The following is a 25,394-nucleotide window of genomic DNA, read 5'->3' on the forward strand; positions in this document are numbered from 1 at the left end:
CACGCTACGTCACCCGCTGCGGTGGCGGTGTGTAGACGGCGGCAGTGTGGGGTGTGGGGTGGTCGGCTGCGCGGCGAGGGGCGTCAGGCAGCCGGGCCGGTCACCACAGGTCTTCCAGCTTGCGCGGCTTGCAGGCCACCCAGGAGGCGCACAGCATCAGCACCGCACAGCCGAACAGGAATGCGAAGGGCAGGGTCCAGCCCTCGCTGACGGTATGCAGCCAGCCGACCAGGAACGGGCCCAGGCAGCTGAAGCTGTAGCCCACGCCCTGCATGAAGCCGGACAAGGCGGCCGAGCCGGTGGGGGTGCGCGTACGCAGATTGATCAGGGTCAGCGCCAGCGGGAACGTGGACGGCCCGACGCCCAGCAGGCAGGCCCACAGCAACGGCGCCTTCATCGGCGCGAACAGCAGGCCAGCGAAGGCGATGACGAAGGCGGAAAAGCCGATCAGCACCAGCGGGAAGGGGTTCTGCAGGCGCACCGCCAGCGAAGGGATCACCAGCGATGGCAGCAGGCCCAGGGCCGAAAACACCGCCACCATCACCCCGCCGAAAGCGGGTGTGGCACCGGCTTCGACCACGATGCGCGGCAGCCAGGTAAACATCGAATAGGTCATCAGCGAGGTCATGCCGAACATCAGCGTCATGCTCCAGCCCAATGACGTGCGCCAGACCTTGCCGTGCGGCTGCACGGTGGGATCGTTGCTGTCCAGCACCGGTTTCGGTGCGCGGCGCGCCAGCAACAGCCACGGCAGGGTGGCGGCCAGCGCCAGCAGCGCCCACATGCCCAGCGACACCCGCCAGCCTGCGGCGTTGGCCACCGGCACCGCCAGCAGTGCCGGCATCATCGTGCCCAGCTGCAGCACGCTGATGTACAGCGTGCTCATGGTGCCGACCTTGTTGGCGAAGTAGCGCTTCACCAGCGGCGGCACCACCACGTTGCCGATGCCCATGCCGGCCAGTGCGATCACCGAGCCCAGCAGCAGGGTGCCGACATTGCCGGCGCTGGAGCGCAGCAGCAGGCCGGTGGCGGCCATCAGCATGGCCAGCAGGGTGGTGCGCTCAAGGCCCAGGCGTCGTGCCAGCGCCGGCGTGGCGACGCCGAACAGTGCGAACGAGGCGGTCGGCAGCATGCCCAGCACACCGGTCATGGTGGTGCCGAAGCCGAACTGCTGGCCCAGCACGTCCAGCAGCGGAGTGATCGAGGTGACCGCGGTACGCAGGTTGACCGCTGCCAGCAGGATCGCGGCGAACGCCAGCAGGCGACCGTGCAGCAACGATGGCGAAGGAGAGGTGGGGGACGTCATGCGGTGTTCCTTGCAGGTGGCGCACGCCGCGCAGATGGCGTGCAGCGCCCGCACCGGACGGGGCCGGTGTGGCAGGTGGGGGAGTGGCGGCCATTGTACGTGGCCGGCTGCGTCAGGTCCTCGACCCCGGTGCGGGGCGGCACGTTGCTGACGACGGCGTAGCCGGGTGTCCCGGAGTGCAGGCACAAAAAAACCCGGAGGACAGTGATGTCTTCCAGGCTTCTTGGTGACCACCGAAGTGGTCGGGGAGACAGGATTCGAACCTGCGACCTCTACGTCCCGAACGTAGCGCTCTACCAGACTGAGCTACACCCCGAAGGGAGCCGCCTATTCTAGCCATTTCCCCCGACGGCGGCAAGGGGGAAGGCCGTTCTGCTTCGCTGCCGTGACAGCGACTCCTGCGGGAACAAAAAAGCCTGGAAGACTTCACCAGGCTTCAATGCGACCACCGAAGTGGTCGGGGAGACAGGATTCGAACCTGCGACCTCTACGTCCCGAACGTAGCGCTCTACCAGACTGAGCTACACCCCGAAGGAGCCGCCAAGAATACGGTGTGAAGGCCGTATCGGCAACCCTTTTTTACAGTTTCAACGCACTTCCTTGTCGGCGCGGGCGCTTTCGCGCGCTTCGAACCACATCCCGTTGAGGATGGCCACGACCGAAGCCAGGCCAGCGCCGAGAATCCAAGCGAAATACCACATGGTCAATCTCCTGTGTGCGAGGGGTGTGCCGACCCTGGGCCGGCACACGGGCAATCAGTACGCGTTGGGGTTGTCGTCCATGTCCTCGACCGTCGTCTTGCCCTTCAGCACGCGGTACACCCAGGTGGTGTAGGCGAGGATGATCGGCAGGAAGATGGCCGTGGCCAGCAGCATGACCCACAGCGTGAGGTGGCTGGACGAACTGTCCCAGACGGTCAGGCTGGAGGTGGGCTGGCTGGAGGACGGCAGCAGGAACGGGAAGATCGCAAAGCCGACGGTGAGGATGATGCCGGCAATGGACGCGCCCGAGGCGATGAAGGCCAGGCCGCCACGACGCGCGCGCAGCAGCACCGCACTGGCAAGCGCACCCAGCAGGCCCAGTACCGGGAACACCAGCGTTGCCGGCATGCTGCTGTAGTTGCGCAGCCAGCCACCTGCGGCGGTGCCCAGTTCGGCGGTCTTCAACAGCGGATTGGTCGGCCCATCGGTCACCACCTGCGAGGTGATCTGGTAGCCCGGCAGGCCGAAGGCCACCCAGGCGCCGGCAGCGGCGAACAACACGAAGCTGATGATGGCGGCGATGCTGCCGTAGCGCGCTGCACGTTCGGCCACCGGGCCGTCGGTCTTGAGCACCAGCATGGCCGCACCGTGCGACACCAGCATGGCCACGCTGATCAGGCCGGCGATGAGTGCGAACGGCGTGAGCAGGCCGAAGAACGAACCGGTGTAGGTCACGCGCAGCGTGTCATCGAAGTGGAACGGCACACCCACCAGTACGTTGCCCACCGCGACGCCGGCAATCAGGCCCGGCAGCAGGCCACCGACGAACAGCACGCGGTCCCAGTTGTCGCGCCAGCGCTTGGACGGCAGCTTGCTGCGGTACTTGAAGCCGACCGGGCGCAGGATCAGCCCGAACAGCATCGCAAACACCGCCAGGTAGAAGCCGGAGAAGCTGACCGCATACAGCGGCGGCCATGCGGCGAAGATCGCGCCACCACCCAGCACCAACCAGACCTGGTTGCCTTCCCAGACCGGGCCGACGGTGTTGATCACCAGCCGGCGTTCTTCATCGGTCTTGGCCACGAACGGCAGCAGGGTGCCGACGCCAAGATCGAAACCATCCATCACGGCCCAGCCGACCAGCAGGATGCCGAGCAGCAGCCACCAGATCACGCGGAGCGTGGTGTAATCAAGTGCAATGAATTCCATCTGGATTCTCCTGCCTCAGGCCTGGCCGGGGGCAACGGCATTGGGGGAAACAGGGCGGATGTCGGCCTGCAGCGTCGGCAGGATGTCATCAGGACCCTTGCGGACCGCCTTCAGCATCAGCTTGATTTCGATGATCAGCAGCACCGTGTACAGGCTGGTGAACACCGCCAGCGTGGTCAGGATTTCATGCAGTGCCAGGCCCGATGCTGCATAGAAGGTGGGCAGCACGCCATCCACCGCCCACGGCTGGCGACCGTACTCGGCCACGAACCAGCCGCATTCGATCGCGATCCACGGCGCCGGCAGGCTCCACACGGCCAGCTTCAGGAACCAGCGCTTGTCCTGGAAGTTGTTGCGGCACGAGTAGTAGAAGGCCAGCGCGAAGAAGGCGATCAGGTAGAAGCCCAGTCCGGCCATGATGCGGAAGGTCCAGAACAGCGGCGCCACGCGCGGCACGGTATCCATCGCGGCCTTGGAGATTTCCTCCGGCGTCGCGTTGAGGATGTCTTCGCGGTAGCGCTTCAGCAGCAGGCCATGGCCGAGATCCTGCCAATGGCGGTCGAACATTTCACGCGCTGCAAGATCGGTCTTGTCCTTCTTCACCCGTTCCAGTGCGCCATAGGCGATCTGGCCACCACGGATGCGGTGCTCTGCACGGTCCACCAGTTCCAGGATGCCGGGAATCGGCTGGTCCAGCGAACGGGTGGCGATCAGGCCCATCAGGTACGGGATCTTGATCGCGTAGTCGTTGGTATGGGTGTCCTGGTTGGGAATGCCGAAGGCGGTGAAGTCCGCCGGCGCACGCTCGGTCTCCCACATCGCTTCGATCGCCGCCAGCTTCATCTTCTGGTGTTCGCTGGCGGCATAACCGCTCTCGTCACCCAGCACGACCACCGACAACGAGGACAGCAGGCCGAAGGCTGCCGCCACCGCGAACGAACGGCGGGCCATGTCCCTGTGCTTGTTGCGCAGCAGGTACAGGGCGCTGATCGACATCACGAAGATCGCACCGGTCACGTAGCCGGCACTGACGGTGTGCACGAACTTGGCCTGTGCCACCGGGTTCAGCAGCACCGCGGCGAAGTCGACCACTTCCATGCGCATCGTTTCCGGGTTGAACACCGCGCCGGTCGGGTTCTGCATCCAGCCGTTGGCGATCAGGATCCACACCGCCGACAGGTTGGTGCCCAGCGCCATCAGCCAGGTCACGGTGAGGTGCTTGACCGGGCTCAGGCGCTTCCAGCCGAAGAAGAACAGACCGATGAAGGTCGCTTCCAGGAAGAACGCCATCAGGCCTTCGATGGCCAGCGGCGCACCGAAGATGTCACCCACGTAATGGCTGTAGTACGACCAGTTCATGCCGAACTGGAACTCCATCACCAGGCCGGTGGCCACGCCGATGGCGAAGTTGATGCCGAACAGGGTGCCCCAGAACAGGGTCATCTGCCGCCAGACCTGCTTGCGGGTCATGACGTACACGCTTTCCATGATGGCCACCATGAAGGACAGGCCAAGCGTGAGCGGTACGAATAGGAAGTGGTACATCGCGGTCAGAGCGAATTGCAGCCGCGACAGTTCTACGACTGTCTGATCAATCATGGCCTGGCTACCTCGTTGGATAGTGCCGTTGCAGGTGGCGGGAAGGGTGGTCTACGGGGTGAATGATGTGACCGACTACTTCAAACAGCCTTGATCCAGATCAATGTATGAACAGGTATTCAGGAGGATCGTATGCCAACCCGATGAAGACTGCGACCGCCGGCCGCAGGGGAAGGCTGTTGCCTGCGCCTACAATGCCGTCCATCCCCCTGCTGCCTGTGAAGAGCCTTGAGCGCTGCCGAACCGACCGCTGACGCCCCTGATCGGGATGACGAATCGACCCGCTTGCGGCGTGTCCGCACCGCGTGGCTGGCCGATCTGGCCCGCGCCGCGAAGGGACGGCAGCGGCTGGCGTCGCTGTGCATCAGCGTATCCGGTGCGCTGTTGATCGGTCAGGCCGCCGCCATCGCCTGGTTGGTGCAGCAGGTGCTGGTCGAGCGCGCGCCGTTGGCCCAGGGCCTGCCGGTGCTGGCCGCGCTGGCGGTGATCCTGGTGGTGCGGACCCTGCTGGGCAGTGTCACCCAGGCTGCGGCCGGTGACGTTGCCGATGCCGCACGCCTGTCCCTGCGCGAGCGTGTCTTCGCGCGCCTGCTCGGGCATGGCCCGCTGTGGCTGCGGCAGCGCCGCACCGGCGAGCTGGGTGAGCTGATGCTGCATCACGGCGATGCCATCGAGAATTACTACAGTGGTTTCCTGCCGGTACGCACCGAAGTGGTGGTGGTGCCGTTGTTGATCCTGGCTGCTGTGGCCTGGGTCGATTGGGTGGTCGTACTGATCCTGCTGTTCACCGCGCCGCTGGTGCCGTTTTTCATGATGCTTGTGGGCTGGGGCGCGGAAGCGGCCGGACGCGCGCAGTTGGGCGAACTGGCGCGGATGAGCGGGCACTTCGCCGATCGCATCAAGGGCCTGGGCCTGCTGCGCCTGTATGGCCGCGGGGAGGCCGAACTGGCCGGCATCGAGGCTGCGGCCGACGGCGTTCGCGTGCGCACCATGAAGGTGCTGCGCATCGCCTTCCTGTCGTCCACCGTGCTGGAATTCTTTGCGTCGGTCAGTGTGGCGATGGTCGCGCTGTATCTGGGCCTGAGCTATCTGGGCCTGATGTCGTTGCATGCGACCGTGCCGACGCTGGGGGCTGGCCTGTTCTGCTTGCTGCTGGCACCGGAGTTCTACGCGCCGTTGCGGCGCCTGGCCGCGCACTATCACGACCGTGCCAATGCACTGGCCGCTGCCGCCGAGGTGGAGCGCCTGCTGCAGGTGCTGCCGGACGACGAGGCCACGATTGCAGAGGATGGCGTGCCGCTGGCACCGGAGCCGGCCGAGGCCGCCTTGCCGCCGCTGCAGGCGCACGGTCTGGTACTGCGTCCGTTGGGCGCTACCCACGATGTGCTGCAGAACCTCGACCTGCAGCTGGAACCGGGCCAGCGCCTGGCCCTGGTCGGTCCCAGTGGCAGCGGCAAGAGCACGTTGCTGGAAGCGCTGGCCGGGTGGCTGCCGCCGCGCGCGGGCCGGGTGCAGCTGCGGCCGGGACTGCAGGTGGCCTATGCCAGCCAGCGTCCCTATCTGTTCCACGGCACCATTGCCGAAAACCTGCGCCTGGCCGATCCCGGTGCCAGTGACGCGCGCCTGCGCGCCGTTGCCGAAGCCGCACAGGTGCTGCAGTTCGCGCAGCGCCTGCCAGAAGGGCTGGATACGCTGATCGGCGAGCGCGGCTTCGGCCTGTCCGGTGGCGAAGCACGTCGCATCGGCCTGGCGCGCCTGCTGCTGCGCGATCCGCAGGTGCTGCTGCTGGATGAACCGACTGCTTTTCTCGACGCAGAAACCGAAGCGGCGCTGCTGCGCAGCCTGGCCGCGTATGCGCGCGGACGCAGCGTGGTGGTGGCCACCCACAGCCCGGCGGTGATCGCCTGGGCCGACCGCTGCCTGCTGCTGCCAGATGGGCGTCTGGTTGAGCCGGCGCAGGCGGTACGCGCATGAGCCGGTCTTCCGATTCGCTGCGCACGGTGTTCCTGCGCCATCGCCCGCGCCTGCTGCTGGCGGTGCTGCTGCTGTGGACCACGATGCTGGCCGGCACCGCACTGCTGGGCCTGTCGGGTGGCTTCCTCACTGCTGCAGCGCTGGCCGGTGCGGCGGGACTTGGCCAGGGCTTCAATTTCTTCACCCCGTCGGCCGGCATCCGCGGGCTGACCATGGCGCGCATCGCATCGCGCTACTTCGAAAAACTGGTGGGGCATGACGCCACCCTGCGTATCGCCCGCGACCTGCGCGTGTGGTTCTTCCGCCGCGCGCTGCCGCTGGCGCCGGCACGGCTGGGTGCGACCCGCACCGGCGATCTGTTGGCGCGGCTGCTGGGCGACATCGGCGAAATAGACGGCCTGCTGGTGCGTGCCATCGGCCCGTTGCTGGCGCTGGCTGCGTTGACGCTGGTGGGCGTGGGCTCGGCGGCGTTGATCCTGCCATCGGCGGCGCTGCTGCTGGCGGTACTGGGGCTGCTGATCGGTGTTGGCGTGCCGTGGCTGGGCGTGAGGGGACATGACAGCGAAGAGGCCGACCGCGCTGCACATCGTGCGGCGTTGCGCACGGCGGCATTCGAAGGGCTGGAAGGGGCGGCCGACCTTGCCGCGCTGCATGCCGGCAACGCCTGGCAGTTGAAGGTGCGGGTGGCGGCCAAGCAGGTGGCCTCGCGCGATCGACGCCGACGCCTGCGGCTGATTGCTGCATCAACGCTGCATGGCGTGCTGGCCGGGTTCGGCCTGGTGGCGATGCTGGCTCTGACGCTGCACGCGGCCGAACAACAGCGGATCGCGCCGGAAATGGCCGCCGGGCTGGTGTTCCTGACCGTGGCGATGATCGAGCTGTGGGCGGGCATGGGCCTGGCCTGGCAGTCGCTGCAATCGGGGCGCATTGCGGGCGCGCGCCTGCAGGCCATCGTCGAGCAACCGCCTTCGGTGCAGGAGCCTGCATCGCCGCAGCCACTGGCGCCGGCCGCGACCGTGCACTGGGACGACGTGCACTTCCAGTGGCCGGGCGCCGCACGGCCGGTTCTGTGCGGCCTGCAGCTGACGTTGGCGCCGGGCGAGCGCATCGCCATCCGTGGCGACAGCGGCAGCGGCAAGACCACGTTGTCGAGCCTGCTGCTGCGTCTGTGGGATCCGCAGCACGGACGGCTGACCTACGGTGGCCAGGACCTGCGCGATGTCGCCCAGGCAGACTGGCACCGGCACCTGGCTTGGCTGCCGCAGAACGCACCGGTATTTGCCGGCAGCGTCGCCGAGAACCTGCGACTGGGCGATCCCGAGGCCAGTGACGAGGCGTTGTGGTCGGTGCTGCAACGGGTACGGCTGGGCGAATGGGCCGAGCGCAATGGCGGCCTGCAGGCCTGGGTGGGCGAGAACGGCGCGACGATGTCGGCCGGCCAGGCGCGTCGCCTGGCGCTGGCCCGCGCGCTGCTGCGCAATGCGCCGATCCTGCTGGTGGATGAGCCCACCGAAGGCCTGGACGTGGATACCGCGCGCGCACTGTTGCAGGACCTGCCAGCACTGCTGGAAGGACGCAGCCTGTTGATGATCACCCACGACGACCTGCCGGCAGGTGTGGTGGATGTGCAGTACCGGTTGCGCGATGGGGTATTGGTCCGCGAACCGCTTCGGTAGATGCCGACCTGGGTCGGCATATCCACGCGTGGCGTGGATCTACAGGGCAGCTACCGCGAAAATTCGCGCAGCATCACTGCGATCGAGGCCACGTTGGCCAGCACGCACAGCCAGAACACCCACTGGAACTGCATCTTGCGATGTTTGTGGCGGAACACCGCCTGGCCGAGCAGGGCACCGGGCCAGCCGCCAGCAAATGCCAGCAACTGCAGCGTGCGCTCCGGTGTCCGCTGCTGATTGCGCTGCGCGGCACGCTTGTCGTGTCCATACAGACCGAATGACACTGCGCTGGCCAGCGCGCACCATGCGCCCAGCCACAGCGGAAACACGCCGGTTGCGGTCAAGCCGATCAACGCACCGCACGCGGCCAGTGCGAGATTGCGCCGCCACACCATTACAGTTCGTCGAGGAAGCGGCGCACGGCCGGGCCGAAACGTTCGAAGTCGACCAGGAACGCGTCATGGCCCTGCGGTGATTCCAGGCCGATGAAACGCGCATCCGCGCCGCCGGCGCGCAGGCCATCGGCGACCTGTTGCTGCTGCTGTACCGGGAACAGGATGTCGGTGTTCGCGCCGATCGCCAGCGCCTTGTCGACGCGGATACTGGCGAGTCCGGCCAGCACATCGCCATCGCCATATTCGGCCAGGTCGAACCAGTCCATCGAGCGGCTCAAGTACAGATAGCAGTTCGGATCGAAGAAGCGCACGAACCGGCGCGCATGTCCTTCCAGATAGCTTTCGACTTGGAATTCCAGACCGAACGGGTCGTCGTCGGCCTGGTCTGAATCCAGCCGTACGCGACCGAAGCGGCCATCCCATTCCAGCGCCGAGCGGTAGGTGATCACGCCCAGCTTGCGTGCCATGCGCATGCCCGATTCCGGGTATGCCTCATTGTCGTAGCGGCCACCGTTCCAGCGCGGATCCAACCGGATGGCTTCGCGCTGCAGCGAACGGATGGCGATCGAGAAAGGCAGGGCCTGTGCGCTGCCGGAAATGTTGATATGGCTGCGGGCGATGCCCGGATGCAGCAGCAACACCGCCAGCGCCGTCATCCCGCCCATCGAATTGCCGATCACGCAGGCAAGCTGTTCTATGCCCAGCGCGCGCACCACGTCAACCGCCGCGCGTGCACCGTCTTCGATCGACAGTTCCGGGAAATCCAGGCGATACAGTTCGCCGCTGGCTGGATTGATCGATGCAGGGCCGGTGGAGCCCTTGCAGCTGCCCAGCGAGTTCACGCAGACCACGAACCAACGGTCTGTATCGATCGGCTTGCCGGGGCCGATCATGGCTTCCCACCAGCCCGGTGCAGGATTGGCTTCGTTGGCCGCCGCATGTGCGTCGGGCGACAGGCCGGTGACGATCAGGATCGCGTTGCCGGCGTCTGCGTCCAGCGCACCCCAGGTCTCGTAGGCCACGCGCGCACCGTGCAGGGCGCCACCGCGTTTGCACGGAAAGGGCGAGGGCAGGGCATGGAAGCGGGTGCCGGGCGGAATGAATTCGGTCATGTAGGCATTCTAGCGGCGCGGCATGTGCAGCTGGCGACACGCTGGTTTCCATGGGCGGGCTGAGCGCGGATCCGCCGGCCATGGCCCGGCGCTACCGGTGGTGCGCGTGGGTAGCGCCGGGCCATGCCCGGCGAGCGCAGCGGCGCGGGTACGTTACGGGAACCGCAGCTCGACCATGCTGTCATGCGGCAGGCTGACCTTGACCGGCGCGGTCTGCAGGTCGTCTTCGCTGCGGTTGGCGCTGCCGCTGCGCGAAATGCGTGCCAGTACTTCCACTTCGCGATGCGCCGACAAGGGTGCAGTTGGCATCGGGCTGTCGCCGTCGCCGAGGCCGACCGTTGCAGGGAAATTGGCCAGTGGCAGTTTGCGTGCAGCCACCGGCATCGGTGGGCCACCCACTGCGCGCGCCAGCACGAACACCTGGGTGCTGGCCGGCCAGTCACCCGTTTTCAGCGATGCGGGCAGGTGCACCCGCACCTGCAGCAGCGGCGGTGCCGCTGCCGGTGTGTCCGACGGCTGGCCAGCCGCCTCCCGGGCGATGGCGATCTGCGCCTGCAGCGCCTGCGCCGCGCCCGGTTCCAGGCGAGGCAGCAGCGTGCTCCAGAGGTCGGCAGCCTCGGCGTTGCGGCCACGCTGGCGCAGCGCGATGCCGAGCAACCAGCTGGCGCGCTCGGCATCGGGCGACAAGGTATGCGCACGCTGCAGCCATGCCAGCGCGGTGTCATCGAACTGCTTGCCCGGATCGGCCTGCGCGCGTGCCTGCGCGGCCTCGACCAGCACGCCCGGTTCGTCCGGTGCCAGTGCTGCGGCGCGGTTGAAGGCATCGGCTGCAGCGGCGGCATTGCCGAGTTCGGCCTGCGAACGGCCCAGCAGTGCCCAGCCATCGGCGCGTTGCGGGTCACGCTGCAACGCCTGCTGCAGTGCCTCTACGCCGTCGCGCAGGGTGGCCACCGATGGCGCGGGCTGCACCTGTGCAGCCTGCGGATTGCCGACCAGCAGATACAGGCAGGCGCCTGCCACACCCAGCGCCACCACCCCCAGCACGAAGCTGCGACGGCCTTGCTGGCGCAGCGGCCACAGCACCACGGCCGCCAACAGCGCAGCGGCCACCGCAGCAAGCATCGGCAACCAGTGCGTCACCAGTCTTCTCCCTCGGTTGGGTTCACCACAGCGGACGCATCCATCTGTCGGCTGCGACGACGGACGATACCCATCACCACCAGCGCGCCGCCACCCAGTACCAGCAGCGGACCGCCCCACAGCAGCCAGGTGCCGGGTTGCAGTGGCGGTTGATAGAGCACGAACTCGCCATAGCGGGCGACCAGGAACTGCTTTATCGCCGCATCGTCGAGGCCCTGCTGCATCAACTGCAGCACTTCACGGCGCAGATCCTGGGCGATCTGCGCATTGGAATCGGCCAATGACTGGTTCTGGCACTGCACGCAGCGCAACTGCGCGGCCAGGTCGTGGAAGCGCGCTTCCTCGGCCGCATCGCGGAACACCAGCGGCCGCGCATCATGCACCGGTTGTTGGGCGAGGCCGGCGTTCGGCAGCGCCAGGGTCATCGCCAGCAGCAGGGGCAGCAGCCAGCGCATGTGCTTACGGCGAGGCGTGCAGGGTGTTGCCGGCATCGCCTTGGGCCTTTTCAAGCTTTTCCAGCGCCGGAATCAATTTCTCGTCGACCACCTGCTGGGTCATCGCACCGCTGTACTTCCAGCGCACGATGCCACTGCCGTCGACCAGGAAGGTCTCCGGTGCTGCGGTCACGCCCCAGTCGATGGCGGTGCGGCCTTCGATGTCGCTCAGCACGACCATGAACGGGTTGCCCAGCTGTTCCAGCCAGTGCAGCGCGTCGGTCGGTTCATCCTTCCAGTTGTAGCCGATCACGCGCACGCGCTTGCTCTCGGCGAAGCGGGTCAGTACCGGATGTTCTTCGCGGCAGGCCGCGCACCAGCTGCCCCAGACGTTGAGCAGGTAGGGCGCACCACGCAGTTCCTCGCTGCGCACGATCATCTGCGGGTCATGCAGCACCGGCAGCGCGAACGCCGGCGCCGGCTTGTCGATCAGTGCCGAAGGCAGCACATCGCGCTGCGGATCGCCCGATTTCATCACCCCGTAGATCATCAGGCCAAGCAGGCCGAAGAAGAACAGGACGCCAATCACGATGGCTACCGGCGGCAGCGGGCGGGAAGGGCGTGGGGCGGGTGACTCGGACATGGGGAACTCCTACGGACGACGAAAGCGGCGATCGGCGGCGGCGATGAATCCGCCCAGGGCCATCAACAGCGCGCCCAGCCAGATCCAGCGCACGAAGGGCTTGATGTGCACCCGTACCGCCCACGCATTGTTGCCCAGCGGCTCGCCCAATGCCACGTAGACATCACCGCTGAGGCGTGCATCGATGCCGGCTTCGGTCATCACCTGGCCGCCGCTGGCGTACTGGCGCTTCTCCGGATGCAGCAGGGCCAGTTCGCGACCATCGCGCAGCACCCGCAGATGGCCGCGGTCAGCGATGAAATTGGGGCCTTCGCGGTGGTCCACGCCCTCGAAGCGCACCTCGTGGCCGGCGACCACCACCTGCTGGCCGGGTGACAGCGCCACTTCGCGCTGCACGTTCAGTGCTTCCACCAGCAGCGCGCCGGCCAGGAACACCGCGACACCGGCGTGGGCGACGATCATGCCAAGCATCTCGGCAGTGAAGCGGCCATTGCCACGCAGGCGCTGCCAGACGAAACGGGCGGTGCCCAGGCCGACCCAGGCTGCGGCCGCGACGCCGATGCCTGCCTTCCAGCCATTCTGCGGCGCCTGCCACCAGGCCCAGGCGCCGAGCAGCACGGCCAGGCCCGCCCATGGCAGCAGCAATGCCAGTGCGCGCGAGGGTTGGTCGCGCTGCCACTTCACCAGCGGACCGAACGGCAGCAGCATCACCATCGGTGCCATCAGCAGCAGGAACAGGCTGCCGAAGTACGGTGGACCCACCGAGATCTTGCCCAGCGACAGCGCATCGGCCAGCAGCGGGTAGAGCGTGCCGAGCAGGACCATCGCGCAGGCGCTGGCCAGCAGCAGGTTGTTGGCCAGCAGCAGGGTTTCGCGCGAGGTCGCGGTGAAGCCGCGGCGCGGATCGCCGGCATCCACGGCCAGCCGCGGCGCACGCAGCGCATACAGCAGCAGGCTGCCACCCACCAGCACCGACAGGAAGATCAGGATGAACAGCCCACGCGAGGGATCGGCGGCGAACGAATGCACGCTGGTCAGCACGCCGGAGCGGACCAGGAAGGTGCCCAGCAGCGACAGCGCGAACGCCGCGATGGCCAGCAGCAGCGTCCAGCTGCCGAAGGTGCCGCGCTTTTCGGTCACTGCCTGCGAATGGATCAGCGCCGCGCCGACCAGCCACGGCATGAAGCTGGCGTTCTCGACCGGATCCCAGAACCACCAGCCGCCCCAGCCCAGTTCGTAGTACGCCCACCAGCTGCCCAGTGCGATGCCCAGCGTCAGGAAGCCCCAGGCCACGTTGGTCCAGGGTCGCGTCCAGCGTTGCCAGCGTGCGTCGACGCGGCCTTCCAGCAACGCCGCCACGGCGAAGGCGAAGGGCACCGCAAAGCCGACGTAGCCCAGGTACAGCATCGGCGGATGGATGATCAGCCCCGGGTCCTGCAGCAGCGGGTTGAGGTCACGTCCCTCCAGCGGCACCGGGTTCAAGCGCAGGAACGGATTGGAGGTGAAGATCAGGAAGGCGAGGAAGCCGACACTGACCACGCCCATCACCGCCAGCACGCGCGCCTGTACCGGTGCCGGCAGGTGCCGCGAGAACAGCGCCACCGCGCCGGTCCACAGCGCCAGCACCAGCGCCCACATCAGCAGCGAGCCTTCGTGCGCCCCCCACACCGCCGAATAGCGGTAGATCAGCGGCAGCAGTGAATTGGAGTTCTCGGCCACGTAGCGCACCGAGAAGTCCTGCTGCACGAAGGCCGCCGTCAGTACGGCGAAGGCGCCAGCCAGCAGCAGAAGCTGGGCAAATGCAGCCGGACGGGCAACCGACATCCATGCGTCGTTGCCGCGCTGCGCACCGACCAGCGGCAGCACCGCTTGCAGCAGCGAGGCCAGCAACGCGCAGAGCAAGAGGATCTGACCGAATTCGGGAAGCACTCAGCGCACCTCGGGCGCCGTGACCGGCACATCGTGCTTGCGATGCGCATCGCCCATCTTGTCGGCCACTTCCTTGGGCACGTAGTTCTCATCGTGCTTGGCCAGCACCTCGTCGGCGACGAAGATGCCGTCCTGCAGGCGGCCACTGGCGACCACCGCGGTGCCCTCGCGGAACATGTCCGGCAGGATGCGGTCGGTGCTGACCGGCAGCGTCGCATCGCCGTCGGTGACCACGAAGTGGGCCTGCAGTGAGCCGCTGGGCCGATCGAAGGAACCCTTCACCACCATGCCGCCCAGACGGAAGCGCGACTGCGCATCGACGTCCCCGCGCAGCACTTCCGAAGGTGTGTACAGGTAGGCGATGTTGCGCTGCAGGGCGAAGGCGACCAGGGTGGTCGCCAACGCGGAGGCCAGCAGCAGCAGGAGCACCCAGATCATGCGGCGTCGCTGTACCGGCGTCATCGGCTGAGCTCGGTAGCCAGCGGGGCCTGTGCCGCCGCGTTGCCACGCGCCTGCAGCCGCTGCTGGCGGCGTTGCGCCAGCTGTCGGGCGCTGCGCAGGCGCAGCCATGAGCCCAGGGCATCGCAGGCCAGCACCAGCAGGAACACCGCGAAGGCAGCGATGAGGAAGGGCAGATGGGTCATCGCCGTGCCTCCCCGTCCGCCGTGCCGAAGCGCTCGCCGATCCAGGCCTTGCCGGCCTCGCGTGCAATGTTGTCGGCACGCGCCTTGGCCAGCAGCGAGCCGACGAACCACAGTTTGGTGGCGACCACCATCCACCACAGCGGGGCGATCAGTTCCGGCCGCACGGCGTTCTCGCCGAACACGTTGATCGATTGGCGCTGGTGCAGCGCGCCCCACCAGTCCACCGAATAGCGGATGATCGGCAGCAGGCCCACGCCCACGATGGCCAGCAGGCCGGCAGCGCGTGCGGCGCTGCGGCGGTCTTCGATGGCGTGGTAAAGGCCGATCACGCCCAGGTACAGGAACAGCAGGATCAGCTCGCTGGTCATGCGCGGGTCCCAGTCCCACCAGGTGCCCCAGGTGCCCTTGCCCCAGATGCTGCCGGTCAGCAGGGTGATCAGGGTGAAGCCGGCGCCCATCGGCGCACAGGCCATCGCCAGGATCTCGCAGATCTTGATGCGCCAGATCAGCGCGATGGCAGCGTAGGCGGCCATCAGCGCGAACACGAACAGGCTCATCCAGGCGCTGGGGACATGGATGTAGATGATGCGGAAGGCATCGTGCTGGTTCTGTTCCGGCGGCGCCACGAACAGGCCCTGCCACAGGCCGATCAGCAGTACCGGAACTGCCGCGGCGTAGAACACGCGGGACCAGCGTGAGGCGAAACGATCGAAGGTCGGGGGCGAACCGAGTTGATGGAACCAGCGGACGATCGGATTCATGCGTGGCGGCTATCCAGCAGGGGTGGATTGGCTCTCAGCTCGGTCAACTCAGAGAAATACGGATCGCAGCAGCGGTGGCCAGCGGTGCCAGCACCAGGGCGATCACCAGCCCGGCGCCCAGCATCAGCAGCGCACCGACCGGATCCTGTCCGCGGCTGGCTGCCGCCAGGCTGCCGGCACCGAAGACAAGCACCGGTACGTACAACGGCAACGACAGCAACGCCACGAGAATACCAGAGCGCCGGATGCCGACGGTCAGTGCCGCGACCACGCCACCGATCAGGCTCAACAACGGTGTTCCCAGCAGCAACGATGCCAGCAGCATCGGCAGCTGGTCATGCGGCAGATGCAGCATTTCCGCCAGCAGCGGGCTCAGCAGGATCAGCGGCAGGGCGGTGGTCGCCCAATGCAGCAGCACCCGCACCAGCACCAGCCATGCCAGCGGCACCGGCGCCAGCAGCCATTGTTCGAGCGAACCGTCTTCGGCATCGGAGCGGAACAGCGAATCCAGCGCCAGCTGCCCGGCCAGCAGTACCGCCAACCACAGCACCGCACCGGCGGTAGCGGCCAGCGGCTGCGGGTCGCGGCCCTGGGCGAGGGCGAACAGCACCACCACCAGCAGGGCGAACAGCACCGGCTGCAGCGCATCGCCGCGACGGCGCCAGAGCAGGCGCAGGTCGCGCGCCACCAGCGCACGGGCGGTCTGCCACAGGCCTGGTTCAGTGCCCGGCGCGATCATGCTTCACCGCCCAGATCGAGCTGGCGGGTACGTACCGGCGGGGCCGCATAGGCGCCATGGGTGGTGACCAGGGCGGCGCCGCCGCTGCGCAGATGTGCGGAAATCATCCGGTTGACCAGGTTGATGCCTTCCAGGTCGAGGTTGGCATAGGGTTCGTCGAGCAGCCACAGCGGTGCCGGTGACAGCCAGATGCGGGCCAGCGCCAGACGCCGCTTCTGTCCGGCCGACAGATGCCGCACCAGGGTGTCCTCGTAGCCGGCCAGGCCGACGATGGCCAGCGCATTGCCCGGCATCTGCCGTGCGCGGCGGCCGTGCAGGCCGCACAGGAAATGCAGGTTCTCCAGCGTGTCCAGGTCCGGCTTCAGCGCCGGCAGGTGGCTGAGGTAGGCGACATAGCGCGCACGCTCGGCGTTGCTGGCCGGCTTGCCGTCGATCAGCACCTGGCCCGCGCCCGGGCGGGCCAGGCCCGACAGCACGCGCAGCAGGGTGGTCTTGCCAGCACCGTTGCCGCCCTGCACCAGCAGCGCTTCGCCGGCATCCACGTGGAAGTCCAGCGGGCCGAACACCGGCTCGTCATTGCGGGAGAAGCTCAGGCCGCTGGCGGCCAGCAATGCAGGGGTGTTCAAGGCGCAGGGGTCTTCATGCGGGAGTGCGGCGGCAATTGTAGCGGTGAATGTGACCCGGTAGCGCCGGGCCATGCCCGGCGAGCACGCGGTGGGGCTTGCCATCGGTGTGGCATGTGCAAAGAGCCGCCGGGTATGACCCGGCGCTACCGTCGGCGCCGCAGGCCGGGTCGGGATTTCGTACACTTCCAGCCCTTGTTTCCCCACAGCCCAGGCCGATGCAACCGAACACCAAGCTGCCCAAGGTCGGTACCACGATCTTCACCGTGATGTCCCAGCTCGCCGCCGAACATGGCGCGGTCAACCTCGGCCAGGGGTTCCCGGATTTCTCCGCGCCGCAGCGGCTGATCGACGAAACCAGCAAAGCGATGGCCGCCGGCCTGAACCAGTACCCGCCGATGACCGGCGTGGCGCCGCTGCGCCAAGCCATCGCGCAGAAGTCGCTGGACCTGTACGGCGCGCAGATCGATCCGGACACCGAGATCACCGTCACCAGCGGCGCCACCGAGGCGATCTTCAACGCCATCCACGCCGTGGTGCGTGCCGGTGAGGAAGTGATCGTGCTCGACCCGGCCTACGACTGCTACGAACCGGCGATCGAACTGGCCGGCGCCACGGCCGTCCATGTGCCGCTGGATCCGCAGACCTTCGCCGTCGACTGGGACCGCGTGCGTGCGGCGATCACCCCGCGCACCCGCCTGCTGATGGTCAACACCCCGCACAACCCGTCCGGCGCGATGCTGGACGAAGCGGACATGCAGGCGCTGGCCGATGTGCTGCGCGGCACGCAGATCTACCTGATTTCCGATGAGGTGTACGAGCACATCATCTACGACGGTCGCCGTCATGAATCGGCATTGCGCTACCCGGAGCTGCGCGAGCGGACCTTCGTCATCTCCAGTTTCGGCAAGACCTATCACTGCACCGGCTGGAAGATCGGCTACGCGGTGGCGCCGCCGGCGATGACCACCGAATTCCGCAAGGTCCACCAGTACAACACCTTCACCAGTTTCGGCCCGGCGCAGTACGGCTTTGCTGCGATGATCCGCGACGAACCGCAGCATCACCTGGAACTGGGCGCTTTCTATGAAGCCAAGCGCGACCGCTTCCGCGAGCAGCTGGCTGGCACCCGCCTGAAGGCGTTGCCGGTGCCGGGTGGCTACTTCCAGCTGGTCGACTATTCGGCCATCAGCGACCTGCCAGACCACGAGTTCGTGAAGTGGCTGACCATCGAAAAGGGCGTCACTGCCATCCCGCTGTCGCCGTTCTACGAAACCGCGCCGGCCGGCCAGCGCCTGGTGCGCCTGTGCTTCGCCAAGAACGAGGCCACTCTGGACGCGGCGATCGAACGCCTGCGCCTACTGTGAGCGGAGTAGACAGCATGCAGGATCTGCGCATTTCCCTCGTCCAGGGCGACACCCGCTGGCACGACCCGGCCGGCAACCGCGCCTACTACGGTGCGCTTCTGGCGCCGCTGGCCGGGACCACCGATCTGGTGATCCTGCCGGAAACCTTCACCAGTGGCTTTTCCAACGAGGCCATCGCCCAGGCCGAAGGCATGGACGGCCCGACCGTGGCCTGGGTGCGAGAGCAGGCCAAGGCCTTGAACGCGGCGGTGATCGGCAGCGTGCAGCTGCGTGATGGCGAGGGCGTCTACAACCGCCTGCTGTTCGCCACCCCTGACGGTGGCCTGCAGTACTACGACAAGCGCCATCTGTTCCGTTACGGCGGCGAGCACGAGCGCTATGCTGCCGGCCGCGACCGCCTGTGCGTGGAATGGAAGGGCTGGCGGATCAATCCGCAGGTCTGCTACGACCTGCGTTTCCCGGTGTTCTGCCGCAACCGCTACAACGTCGAGCGTGCCGAACAACTGGACTTCGATCTGCAGATCTTCGTCGCCAACTGGCCGTCGGCACGCGCCTATGCGTGGAAGACCCTGCTGCGCGCGCGGGCGATCGAGAACCTGTGCTTCGTCGCCGCGGTCAACCGCGTAGGTGTGGACGGCAACCAGCTGCACTACGCCGGCGACAGCGCGGTCATCGACTTCCTCGGTCAGCCGCAGGTGGAGATCCGCGAGCGCGAGCAGGTGGTGACCACCACCATCTCGGCCGAAGCGCTGGCCTCGCACCGTGCACGCTTCCCGGCGATGCTCGATGCCGACACCTTCCATCTGGATGTACAGGCCTGATACGGCGGCTGAACGCCTGCCGCTTCACCGCGCGCGCCTGCATCGAACGTGCACGCGCGCGCTGCTAGATTCGCCCACATTCCGACCGATGTGGACTTTCTGCCGATGAATACCAAGCCGTTTGCCCTGCTGCTGGCGCTGGCCGCCGCCTCCCTGGCCCCGACCGCGCAGGCCGGTGGCAACCTCGATTGCCAGCTGCGCTACAACCTGTCGGGCTGGTCGCTGATCTACAAGACCGCCTCGGGCAACGGCACCATCCACTGCACCAACGGCGCCAGCATGCCGGTGCGGATCCAGTTGAAGGGCGGCGGCCTGACCGTCGGCAAGTCGAAGATCACCGATGGCCGTGGCAGCTTCACCGGCGCCAGCAGCGTCGGCGAACTGCTGGGCACCTACGCCTCGGTCGGCGCGCATGCCGGTGCGGTGAAGTCCAGCAACGCGCAGGTGATGACCAAGGGCGATATCTCGCTGGCCCTGTCCGGCACCGGCAAGGGCTGGGACCTGGGCGTGGACGGCGCCGCGTTCACCATCAGCCGGCGTTGAGGCGGGAGGGCGCCCCGGCTTCCCAGCTGATGCGGATGTAGTGCTGCTCGGCGTCGCCGGGCAGCTGTTCGACACTGAAGCGGTTCTTGAGCAGTTGCTCGACGACACCGTCGACGAGGCGCTCGCTGGCCAGTGCCTTGTTGAAGCCGAACACGATGTAACGGCGGCCGTTTTCCGAGCCGACCTAGATCGATTTGTCCAGATCCCTGTAGTACTGCTCGATCGGTCGAATGGCGGCGTCAGCGTTTGCGCGGGCCTGTTCTGCGGTGATGGTGATCATCGGCATCAGCCAGCACTGCCGCGCGGTTTCCGGCAGTGGCGCACAGTGCGGGGCGTTTGCAGCAATTCCTAGGCCAATACGCTCCGCGGACGCAGCAACCACAGTGCCAGCAGTGCACAGGCAATGATGGATGGCGCCAGCATCTGCAGTGCGCCGACGACGGCCATCGCCGCGCCGATCAGCAGGTAGTAGAGCAGGCCGAACAAGGCGCCGGCACTGCCCAGGCAATGTGCATAGCCGCGTAGTGCCTGCCCGAGCACATTGGGGATGGCCAGGCCGAATCCCGCCACGACCGGCAGCATCGCCATCACCATGACCGGTTGCCCGCGCAGCAGCGCGGCCAGGACACCACCGGCCAGTACCAGCGATGCCGCGATGCGGATGCGCGTCAACGCAGGGACGCCGGCACGCAACAGGCGGCCATTGGCCCAGGCGCCCAACGCCGAACCCAGCGCCAGCACCGCACCGCTGGCGCCAAACCAGCTGGCCGGCCAGTGCAGGCGTGCGAACACGAACGGCCCCAGCGCGTACCAGCTGTACATGGCCACGTTGAAGGCCATGACCAGCAGCGCGTGCGACCAGATCCAACGGTCGCCCAGCAGTTGCCGCAGCAGGGGCCGCAGCGGTACGGGCGCGATCTGCGCGGGCCGGCTTTCACGCAGCCCGGTTACGCAGCCCAGCATCAGCAATGCAGCGATCAGCAGCAGGCCGGCCTGTACGCCGGCATAGCCATCGGCAGCGACCAGCAGCGAGCCCAGTGCCAGCCCGATCGCCGGGCTCAGCGCCAGCGCCATGCCAATCCAGGAGAACGCCTGCGCCAGCGCGGGCCCTTCAAGGTGGTCGCGCAGCACGGTCTGGGTCACCACCGAGGCGGCGGCGGCGCCCAGGGCGGCCAGCATCTGCGCAGCCAGCACCTGGCCGAACGTGCCGGCCGCCAATCCGCCCAGTGCCGCCAGCACGAAAACGGACAGGCCACCCAGCAGGGCGGGGCGACGGCCAACGCGGTCGGCCAGCCTTCCCCACAGCAGGACGCCCAGCGCGAACCCCAGCAGGTACAGGCTCATCGCCTGGCTGGCAGCGCTGGCCGGCAGGGTGAAGCGTTGCGCCAGATCGGCCAGCGTCGGGCTGTACAGGGTCTGCGCCAGCTGTGGAAACATCAGCAGCGCAATAGTGAGGGACAGCAGGCGAGGTGACATCGGCGCGCTCCGGAAACAGGGGCACGCATTGTCGTGGCCATGTCGATGGCGCACTCTAGTGATTACGACAGTAGATGGATGAAATCGGACATGGCGTGGCTGCAGCCCGACGCTCGCTTCGATGCCGATGCCTGGAGCGCCCCGGTGATCGGTATCGCTGCCACGCTGGCCGAGCATGACTCCGGTTGGCACCAGCACGCACGTTCGCAACTGCTGTACACGCGCGCCGGTTGCACGCGGCTGACGTTCGGCGATCGCATCAGCCTGTTGCCGCCATCGCGCGCGGCGTGGATTCCGGGTGGTCTGCTGCACCGCGCGCAGATGCGACAGGCGGTGGACTATCGGTCGCTGTACTTCGATGCCACGCTGTCGGCGCAGTTGCCGCAGCAGCCAGCAATCATTGGTGTCGGTCCGCTGCTGCAGGCGCTGCTGGAGCCGATCGCGCAGGCGCCGTTCGCACATGACTGGCAAGCGCCGCGAGCGGCGCATCAACTGGCGCTGTGCGTGCTTGAGATTGCCGCTGCGCCGGTGGAGCCGATGGAGCTGCCATTGCCGCGCGACCCGCGCATCGCCCGCTGCCTGCCGGTGGCCGAGCAGCTGCCGCCCGAACTGGGCGAGCTGGCCCAGCGCAGCGGACTGAGCGTGCGTACGATCGGGCGCCTGATGCAACGCGATACCGGCATGGGCTACCAGGCGTGGCGCCAGCAATGGCGGTTGATGCGGGCCATGGAACTGCTGCTGCTCGGCCATCGTGTCGCGCACGTGGCGCTGGAACTTGGATTCTCGGCAGAGAGTCCGTTCATCGCCTTCTTCCGCAGCATGGTCGCGACCACGCCTGCGGCGTTCCAGCGCGCGGAAAGCGGTCGAGCGGCAGGGTGAGCGTGGAGTGGTCGCGGCCGAACGCGGGGAAGCGGGCGCGTGGGCCCGGCTTCCGTCGCCGTGTCTACTGCTGGGCCATCAGCCAGGCCAAGGTGCCGCGATGCGGTTCGGGCACGGTGGAGGATGCGGCATCGAGCAGCATCAGCGATGCCCAGCAGACGTCGGCAGCCGGTGCGGTGTCCATCCGCGGCAGTATCGCCAAGGCACGCTCGCGTGTGCTTTCGTCGGCCATCGAGGCGAGCAGGGCCTCGGTCGCCTCGGCAATCTGCTGTTCACTGGCAGGGCTTGTGGGTCGCTGTTCGAGCTCGGCGAGGCTGGCCTCATAGCTCATCTCGAACCAGAAATCGATGTCCTGCGACGGTCGCTTCTCCAGTTCGTTGAACAAGGTCCTGCCTACCTGCGCAATGTCCGACGCCGTGGTGGCGCGGGCGATCAGTGCGCATTTCTCTACCGGCATTCCGCGCAGCATTGCGGCCAGCAGCTGCGCACGCCGCTCCAGCATGGGGCGGGGCAGGCGGCCGATGCCATCCAGTGCAAGCTGTGCACCGGCTACAGCAGCCTTGTCCTTGCTGCCGGCCTGCTTGATGCGGGTGAGATAGCGCTCATCGACGATCAGCCGACGCAGCATGCGGTCGGCCGGATCGTGCAGGGCCGAAGATTTCGGCCAGGGATTCTGCGTTGCGGCGATTTCCTGCTTGAGCCGGTCGGCAGCGCGTTCGCAGCCGCCGACCAGCAACAGAGCCACCAGAACGGCGCCGATGCGGGCGCCGAGGGACAACATCCGTGTCATCGCTGTGTCCTTCATTGAAGGTGGAGATCAGCCGCCGCGCGGACCGCTGCGACGCGGGCCACCCGGGCCACGGTTGCCGCCGGGGCCACCCGGGCCGCGGTTGCCACCCGGGCCGCCGGGACCACGGTTGCCACCGGGGCCACCCGGACCGCGATTACCGCCTGGACCACCCGGACCACGGTTACCGCCCGGGCGTGCATTCGCATTGCCGCCCGGACGACCGTTGCCGGCCGGACGCGAGCTGCCGTACGGACTGAAGCCCGGATTGGCGTGATCGGACGGGAAGCTCGGCGCATTGCCCGGATGGCCGTACGGGTGCTTGTTGCCCTGGCCCTGCGAGCGGTTGCCCGCACCGGCCGGACGACCCTGGCCGCCGGCGCCACCGGCACCACCACGTCCTTCTCCACCGTAGCCACCGCGACCTTCACCGCCGTAGCCGCCACGACCCTGGCCGCCACCGGCGCCTGCGCCCGGACCCTTCGGCTTGCCGTACGGACGGCCCTGGCCGCCTGCACCTGCGCCCGGACCACGGGCACCCGGGCCACGTGCGCCCGGACCGGCATTGCGATGGCCGCTCGGGCCAGTGCTGACGCCATCCGGCACGTACCAGGTACGGAATGCAGCCGGGTTGCCTTCCGGCAGCGAGCGGTCGTTCTTCGGCGCGCGCTGCTTGAACGGGCGCTGCGACTGCTTGGCTGCGGCTTCACCGCTGACCGTCAGGCCGCCCTTGAAACCACCGCCACCCTTGCCGCCGCGACCGCGGCCGCGGTCTTCGCGGACGTTGTCGAAGCGACGCAGTTCGCGACCTTCATCAGCGGTGTTGTGCCCGTTGACGTAGGCGTTGCCGCGGCCACCTTCGCGCACGCGCACGGTGGTCTTGGCGGCACGACGCTGGCCGATCACCGGCTGCAGGGTCAGGGCCGACGGCGCGCCTTCTTCCAGCTTCAGTTCGGCGCGCAGCGCTTCGACCTGGCTGCCCGGCAGTTCGACGGACTGGCCGCGGGCCAGTTCACGCGGCAGGCTGACCTTGCCGTAGCGGGTGCGCTTGAGGCGGCTGACCTGGCAGCCCTGCGATTCCCACAGGCGGCGCACTTCGCGGTTGCGGCCTTCCTTCACCACGACGCGGAACCAGTCGTGCGAATCGGTGCCGCCGATGCGTTCGATCTCATCGAACTTGGCCGGGCCATCTTCCAGCGCGACACCACGGGTGAGGCGGTCGACGACGGCGTCAGGCACCTTGTCCTCGCCTTCCGGGGCACGCACGCGCACCACGTACTCGCGCTCGACCTCGAACGAGGGGTGCATCATGGCATTGGCCAGCTCCCCGTCGGTGGTCGCCAGCAGCAGGCCGGTGGTGTTGATGTCCAGGCGGCCGACGGCGATCCAGCGGGCGCCCTTCAGCGCCGGCAGGGATTCGAACACGGTCGGGCGGCCTTCGGGGTCTTCGCGGGTGGTCACTTCGCCTTCCGGCTTGTTGTAGACCAGCACGCGCGAGGGCTCGGCCAGCGCGGTGGCGACGAAGCCGCGACCGTCGAGCTCGATCTTGTCGCCGCTCTTGACCGACATGCCGGTCTGCGCGACTTCACCATTGACCTTGACCAGGCCTTCGGCAATGCGCTGTTCCAGCGCACGACGCGAGCCGAGGCCGGCCTGGGCCAGGACCTTGTGCAGGCGTTCTTCCAGCTTGAACTGTTCGGACGTGGCTTCGCGCTTGAGCGAAAGCTTGTTCAACGAGGGCTTGCGGGGGGTGTCACTCATCAGTTTTGCTCCGGCCGACGGTTTCGAGGTCGGCCTCTGGTTCGGAATCGGCTTGGTCAACAGCCACGGTCGTCTTCGCGACGGCGTTGTCTTCGCGTTCGTTCACTGTCACCGCGCGCTCGCCCGGCGCGGAATCGGGGTGCCCATCATCGGAGGGCGAAGGTGCTTGCTCATCGTCGGCCGCCGCAGGACGTGCGTCGGCAGAATCAGGGGTGTCGCCAGCGGTGATGCCGGCGTCGTCATTTGCAGCGGTATCCGGGTCGGCGCTCACGTCCGGGCCGTCGGCACTGGCGGCGAGGGGGGCGTCGCGATCCAGCGCCAGCTGCGGTTCCAGGTCGCCCAGGTCCTTCAGCTCGGAAAGGGGCGGCAGTTCGTCCAGGCGTTTCAGCCCGAAGTAGTCCAGGAAGCCCTTGGTGGTGCCGAACAGGGCCGGCTTGCCGGGTACGTCGCGGTGGCCGACCACGCGGATCCACTCGCGCTCTTCCAGCGCCTGGATGATGTTACTGCTGACCGCCACGCCGCGCACCTGCTCGATCTCGCCACGGGTGATCGGTTGCCGGTAGGCGATCAGTGCCAGCGTTTCCAGGGTGGCGCGGGTGTAGCGGGTCTTGCGTTCGGTCCACAGCCGGCTGATCCAGCCATGTACTTCGGCAGTCACCTGGTAGCGGAAGCCGGAGGCCACCTCCACCAGTTCCACGCCCCGGTCCTGGCAGCTCTCGCGCAGCCGTTCCAGTGCACGTTCGATGCTGCCCGGCGGCGCCGGCTCATCTTCCGGGAACAGGTCCTTCAGCTGGGCCAGGGTGAGCGGCTGGCTGGAGGCCAGCAGCGCACCTTCGACAATGCGGTTGATCAGCGTTTGATCCATCGGCAGTCAG

General features: G+C 67.5%; 25 protein-coding genes and 2 tRNA genes. 6 read left to right on the forward strand and 21 right to left on the reverse strand.

Translation table 11 applies throughout. The annotated features are described in order from the left end of the window. Nucleotides 1–100: 100 nt before the first annotated feature. The 6 genes from QOL57_RS13700 to QOL57_RS13725 form a co-directional block, all read right to left on the reverse strand. Nucleotides 101–1,306: an MFS transporter gene (locus tag QOL57_RS13700; protein WP_089236212.1), complete on the reverse strand. Its 1,206-nt coding sequence runs from the start codon at nucleotides 1,304–1,306 to the stop codon at nucleotides 101–103. Nucleotides 1,307–1,545: 239 nt separating this feature from the next. After that, nucleotides 1,546–1,622, reverse strand: a tRNA-Pro gene (locus QOL57_RS13705). A 138-nt stretch (nucleotides 1,623–1,760) separates the two neighbouring features. After that, a tRNA-Pro gene (locus QOL57_RS13710) sits at nucleotides 1,761–1,837 on the reverse strand. A gap of 56 nt (nucleotides 1,838–1,893) precedes the next feature. Continuing rightward, nucleotides 1,894–2,007, reverse strand: a complete 114-nt coding sequence (gene cydX, locus QOL57_RS13715) for a cytochrome bd-I oxidase subunit CydX (protein ID WP_025876452.1) — start codon at nucleotides 2,005–2,007, stop codon at nucleotides 1,894–1,896. 54 nt (nucleotides 2,008–2,061) lie between these two features. Continuing rightward, nucleotides 2,062–3,216, reverse strand: a complete 1,155-nt coding sequence (cydB, locus tag QOL57_RS13720) for a cytochrome d ubiquinol oxidase subunit II (protein WP_089236211.1) — start codon at nucleotides 3,214–3,216, stop codon at nucleotides 2,062–2,064. A 15-nt stretch (nucleotides 3,217–3,231) separates the two neighbouring features. Further along, on the reverse strand, nucleotides 3,232–4,815 hold the full coding sequence (locus tag QOL57_RS13725; protein WP_089236210.1) for a cytochrome ubiquinol oxidase subunit I: 1,584 nt from the start codon (nucleotides 4,813–4,815) through the stop codon (nucleotides 3,232–3,234). 285 nt (nucleotides 4,816–5,100) lie between these two features. Here QOL57_RS13725 and cydD point away from each other — a divergent pair, with 285 nt between their 5' ends. Both cydD and cydC read left to right on the forward strand, forming a co-directional pair. Continuing rightward, entirely contained in the window at nucleotides 5,101–6,789 is a 1,689-nt protein-coding gene (gene cydD / locus QOL57_RS13730) for a thiol reductant ABC exporter subunit CydD (RefSeq protein ID WP_244900706.1), read from the forward strand. Further along, nucleotides 6,786–8,465, forward strand: a complete 1,680-nt coding sequence (cydC, locus tag QOL57_RS13735) for a thiol reductant ABC exporter subunit CydC (protein ID WP_089236208.1) — start codon at nucleotides 6,786–6,788, stop codon at nucleotides 8,463–8,465. Before cydD ends, cydC begins: the two co-directional genes overlap by 4 nt. Nucleotides 8,466–8,515: 50 nt before the next feature. Here the strand turns inward: cydC and QOL57_RS13740 are convergent, their stop codons facing one another. From QOL57_RS13740 to ccmA, 10 genes are all read right to left on the reverse strand, one after another. Further along, nucleotides 8,516–8,860 (reverse strand): DUF1294 domain-containing protein, encoded by a 345-nt coding sequence (locus tag QOL57_RS13740; protein WP_089236207.1) that lies wholly within the window; start codon nucleotides 8,858–8,860, stop codon nucleotides 8,516–8,518. Further along, complete coding sequence (locus QOL57_RS13745) at nucleotides 8,860–9,972, reverse strand: homoserine O-acetyltransferase (protein ID WP_089236206.1); 1,113 nt, start codon at nucleotides 9,970–9,972, stop codon at nucleotides 8,860–8,862. The genes QOL57_RS13740 and QOL57_RS13745 overlap by 1 nt, the downstream gene beginning before the upstream one ends. Before the next feature lie 153 nt (nucleotides 9,973–10,125). Continuing rightward, the gene (locus QOL57_RS13750) at nucleotides 10,126–11,115 is read right to left on the reverse strand and encodes a tetratricopeptide repeat protein (RefSeq protein ID WP_089238013.1); all 990 of its coding nucleotides are present in this window, start codon (nucleotides 11,113–11,115) and stop codon (nucleotides 10,126–10,128) included. After that, the gene (locus tag QOL57_RS13755; RefSeq protein ID WP_240196665.1) at nucleotides 11,109–11,537 is read right to left on the reverse strand and encodes a cytochrome c-type biogenesis protein; all 429 of its coding nucleotides are present in this window, start codon (nucleotides 11,535–11,537) and stop codon (nucleotides 11,109–11,111) included. Before QOL57_RS13755 ends, QOL57_RS13750 begins: the two co-directional genes overlap by 7 nt. Nucleotides 11,538–11,571: 34 nt before the next feature. Next, entirely contained in the window at nucleotides 11,572–12,189 is a 618-nt protein-coding gene (locus QOL57_RS13760; RefSeq protein WP_025876469.1) for a DsbE family thiol:disulfide interchange protein, read from the reverse strand. Nucleotides 12,190–12,198: 9 nt separating this feature from the next. Beyond that, nucleotides 12,199–14,118, reverse strand: coding sequence for a heme lyase CcmF/NrfE family subunit (locus tag QOL57_RS13765; RefSeq protein ID WP_089236205.1), 1,920 nt, complete (start codon nucleotides 14,116–14,118; stop codon nucleotides 12,199–12,201). Next, nucleotides 14,119–14,580, reverse strand: a complete 462-nt coding sequence (gene ccmE, locus QOL57_RS13770; protein ID WP_089236204.1) for a cytochrome c maturation protein CcmE — start codon at nucleotides 14,578–14,580, stop codon at nucleotides 14,119–14,121. 178 nt (nucleotides 14,581–14,758) lie between these two features. Further along, the gene (ccmC, locus tag QOL57_RS13780) at nucleotides 14,759–15,523 is read right to left on the reverse strand and encodes a heme ABC transporter permease CcmC (protein ID WP_089236202.1); all 765 of its coding nucleotides are present in this window, start codon (nucleotides 15,521–15,523) and stop codon (nucleotides 14,759–14,761) included. A gap of 43 nt (nucleotides 15,524–15,566) precedes the next feature. Next, complete coding sequence (gene ccmB / locus QOL57_RS13785; protein ID WP_089236201.1) at nucleotides 15,567–16,262, reverse strand: heme exporter protein CcmB; 696 nt, start codon at nucleotides 16,260–16,262, stop codon at nucleotides 15,567–15,569. Continuing rightward, nucleotides 16,259–16,960, reverse strand: a complete 702-nt coding sequence (gene ccmA / locus QOL57_RS13790; protein WP_089236200.1) for a heme ABC exporter ATP-binding protein CcmA — start codon at nucleotides 16,958–16,960, stop codon at nucleotides 16,259–16,261. The genes ccmB and ccmA overlap by 4 nt, the downstream gene beginning before the upstream one ends. 143 nt (nucleotides 16,961–17,103) lie before the next feature. On the opposite strand from ccmA, the gene QOL57_RS13795 reads away from it, so the two are divergent. The 3 genes from QOL57_RS13795 (at nucleotide 17,104) to QOL57_RS13805 (ending at nucleotide 19,616) form a co-directional block, all read left to right on the forward strand. Continuing rightward, on the forward strand, nucleotides 17,104–18,252 hold the full coding sequence (locus tag QOL57_RS13795) for a pyridoxal phosphate-dependent aminotransferase (protein ID WP_089236199.1): 1,149 nt from the start codon (nucleotides 17,104–17,106) through the stop codon (nucleotides 18,250–18,252). A 14-nt stretch (nucleotides 18,253–18,266) separates the two neighbouring features. Further along, on the forward strand, nucleotides 18,267–19,073 hold the full coding sequence (locus QOL57_RS13800; RefSeq protein ID WP_089236198.1) for an amidohydrolase: 807 nt from the start codon (nucleotides 18,267–18,269) through the stop codon (nucleotides 19,071–19,073). Nucleotides 19,074–19,178: 105 nt separating this feature from the next. Next, on the forward strand, nucleotides 19,179–19,616 hold the full coding sequence (locus QOL57_RS13805; protein ID WP_089236197.1) for a hypothetical protein: 438 nt from the start codon (nucleotides 19,179–19,181) through the stop codon (nucleotides 19,614–19,616). Here the strand turns inward: QOL57_RS13805 and QOL57_RS13810 are convergent. Continuing rightward, nucleotides 19,603–19,770: a hypothetical protein gene (locus tag QOL57_RS13810; protein WP_244900637.1), complete on the reverse strand. Its 168-nt coding sequence runs from the start codon at nucleotides 19,768–19,770 to the stop codon at nucleotides 19,603–19,605. The genes QOL57_RS13805 and QOL57_RS13810 overlap by 14 nt on opposite strands. A 194-nt stretch (nucleotides 19,771–19,964) precedes the next feature. Beyond that, nucleotides 19,965–21,092 (reverse strand): MFS transporter, encoded by a 1,128-nt coding sequence (locus tag QOL57_RS13815; RefSeq protein ID WP_089236196.1) that lies wholly within the window; start codon nucleotides 21,090–21,092, stop codon nucleotides 19,965–19,967. A 90-nt stretch (nucleotides 21,093–21,182) separates the two neighbouring features. On the opposite strand from QOL57_RS13815, the gene QOL57_RS13820 reads away from it, so the two are divergent. After that, nucleotides 21,183–21,971 carry a helix-turn-helix transcriptional regulator gene (locus QOL57_RS13820; protein WP_089236195.1) on the forward strand — a complete coding sequence of 263 codons (789 nt, stop codon included), beginning with the start codon at nucleotides 21,183–21,185 and terminating at the stop codon, nucleotides 21,969–21,971. A gap of 64 nt (nucleotides 21,972–22,035) precedes the next feature. Here QOL57_RS13820 and QOL57_RS13825 read toward each other — a convergent pair whose 3' ends face one another. Genes QOL57_RS13825 through scpB form a run of 3 tightly spaced genes read right to left on the reverse strand, consistent with a single transcriptional unit; the run spans nucleotide 22,036 to nucleotide 25,384 of the window. After that, nucleotides 22,036–22,761 (reverse strand): hypothetical protein, encoded by a 726-nt coding sequence (locus tag QOL57_RS13825; protein WP_141134212.1) that lies wholly within the window; start codon nucleotides 22,759–22,761, stop codon nucleotides 22,036–22,038. Between the two features lie 27 nt (nucleotides 22,762–22,788). Further along, nucleotides 22,789–24,519 (reverse strand): pseudouridine synthase, encoded by a 1,731-nt coding sequence (locus QOL57_RS13830; protein WP_089236193.1) that lies wholly within the window; start codon nucleotides 24,517–24,519, stop codon nucleotides 22,789–22,791. Then, a complete protein-coding gene (gene scpB, locus QOL57_RS13835) occupies nucleotides 24,512–25,384 on the reverse strand; it encodes an SMC-Scp complex subunit ScpB (RefSeq protein ID WP_089236192.1) in 873 nt (290 codons plus the stop codon). Before scpB ends, QOL57_RS13830 begins: the two co-directional genes overlap by 8 nt. Between the last annotated feature and the right edge of the window lie 10 nt (nucleotides 25,385–25,394).

This window comes from Stenotrophomonas sp. yr243, from assembly GCF_900184195.1.
Classification (GTDB): Bacteria; Pseudomonadota; Gammaproteobacteria; order Xanthomonadales; family Xanthomonadaceae; genus Stenotrophomonas; species Stenotrophomonas lactitubi.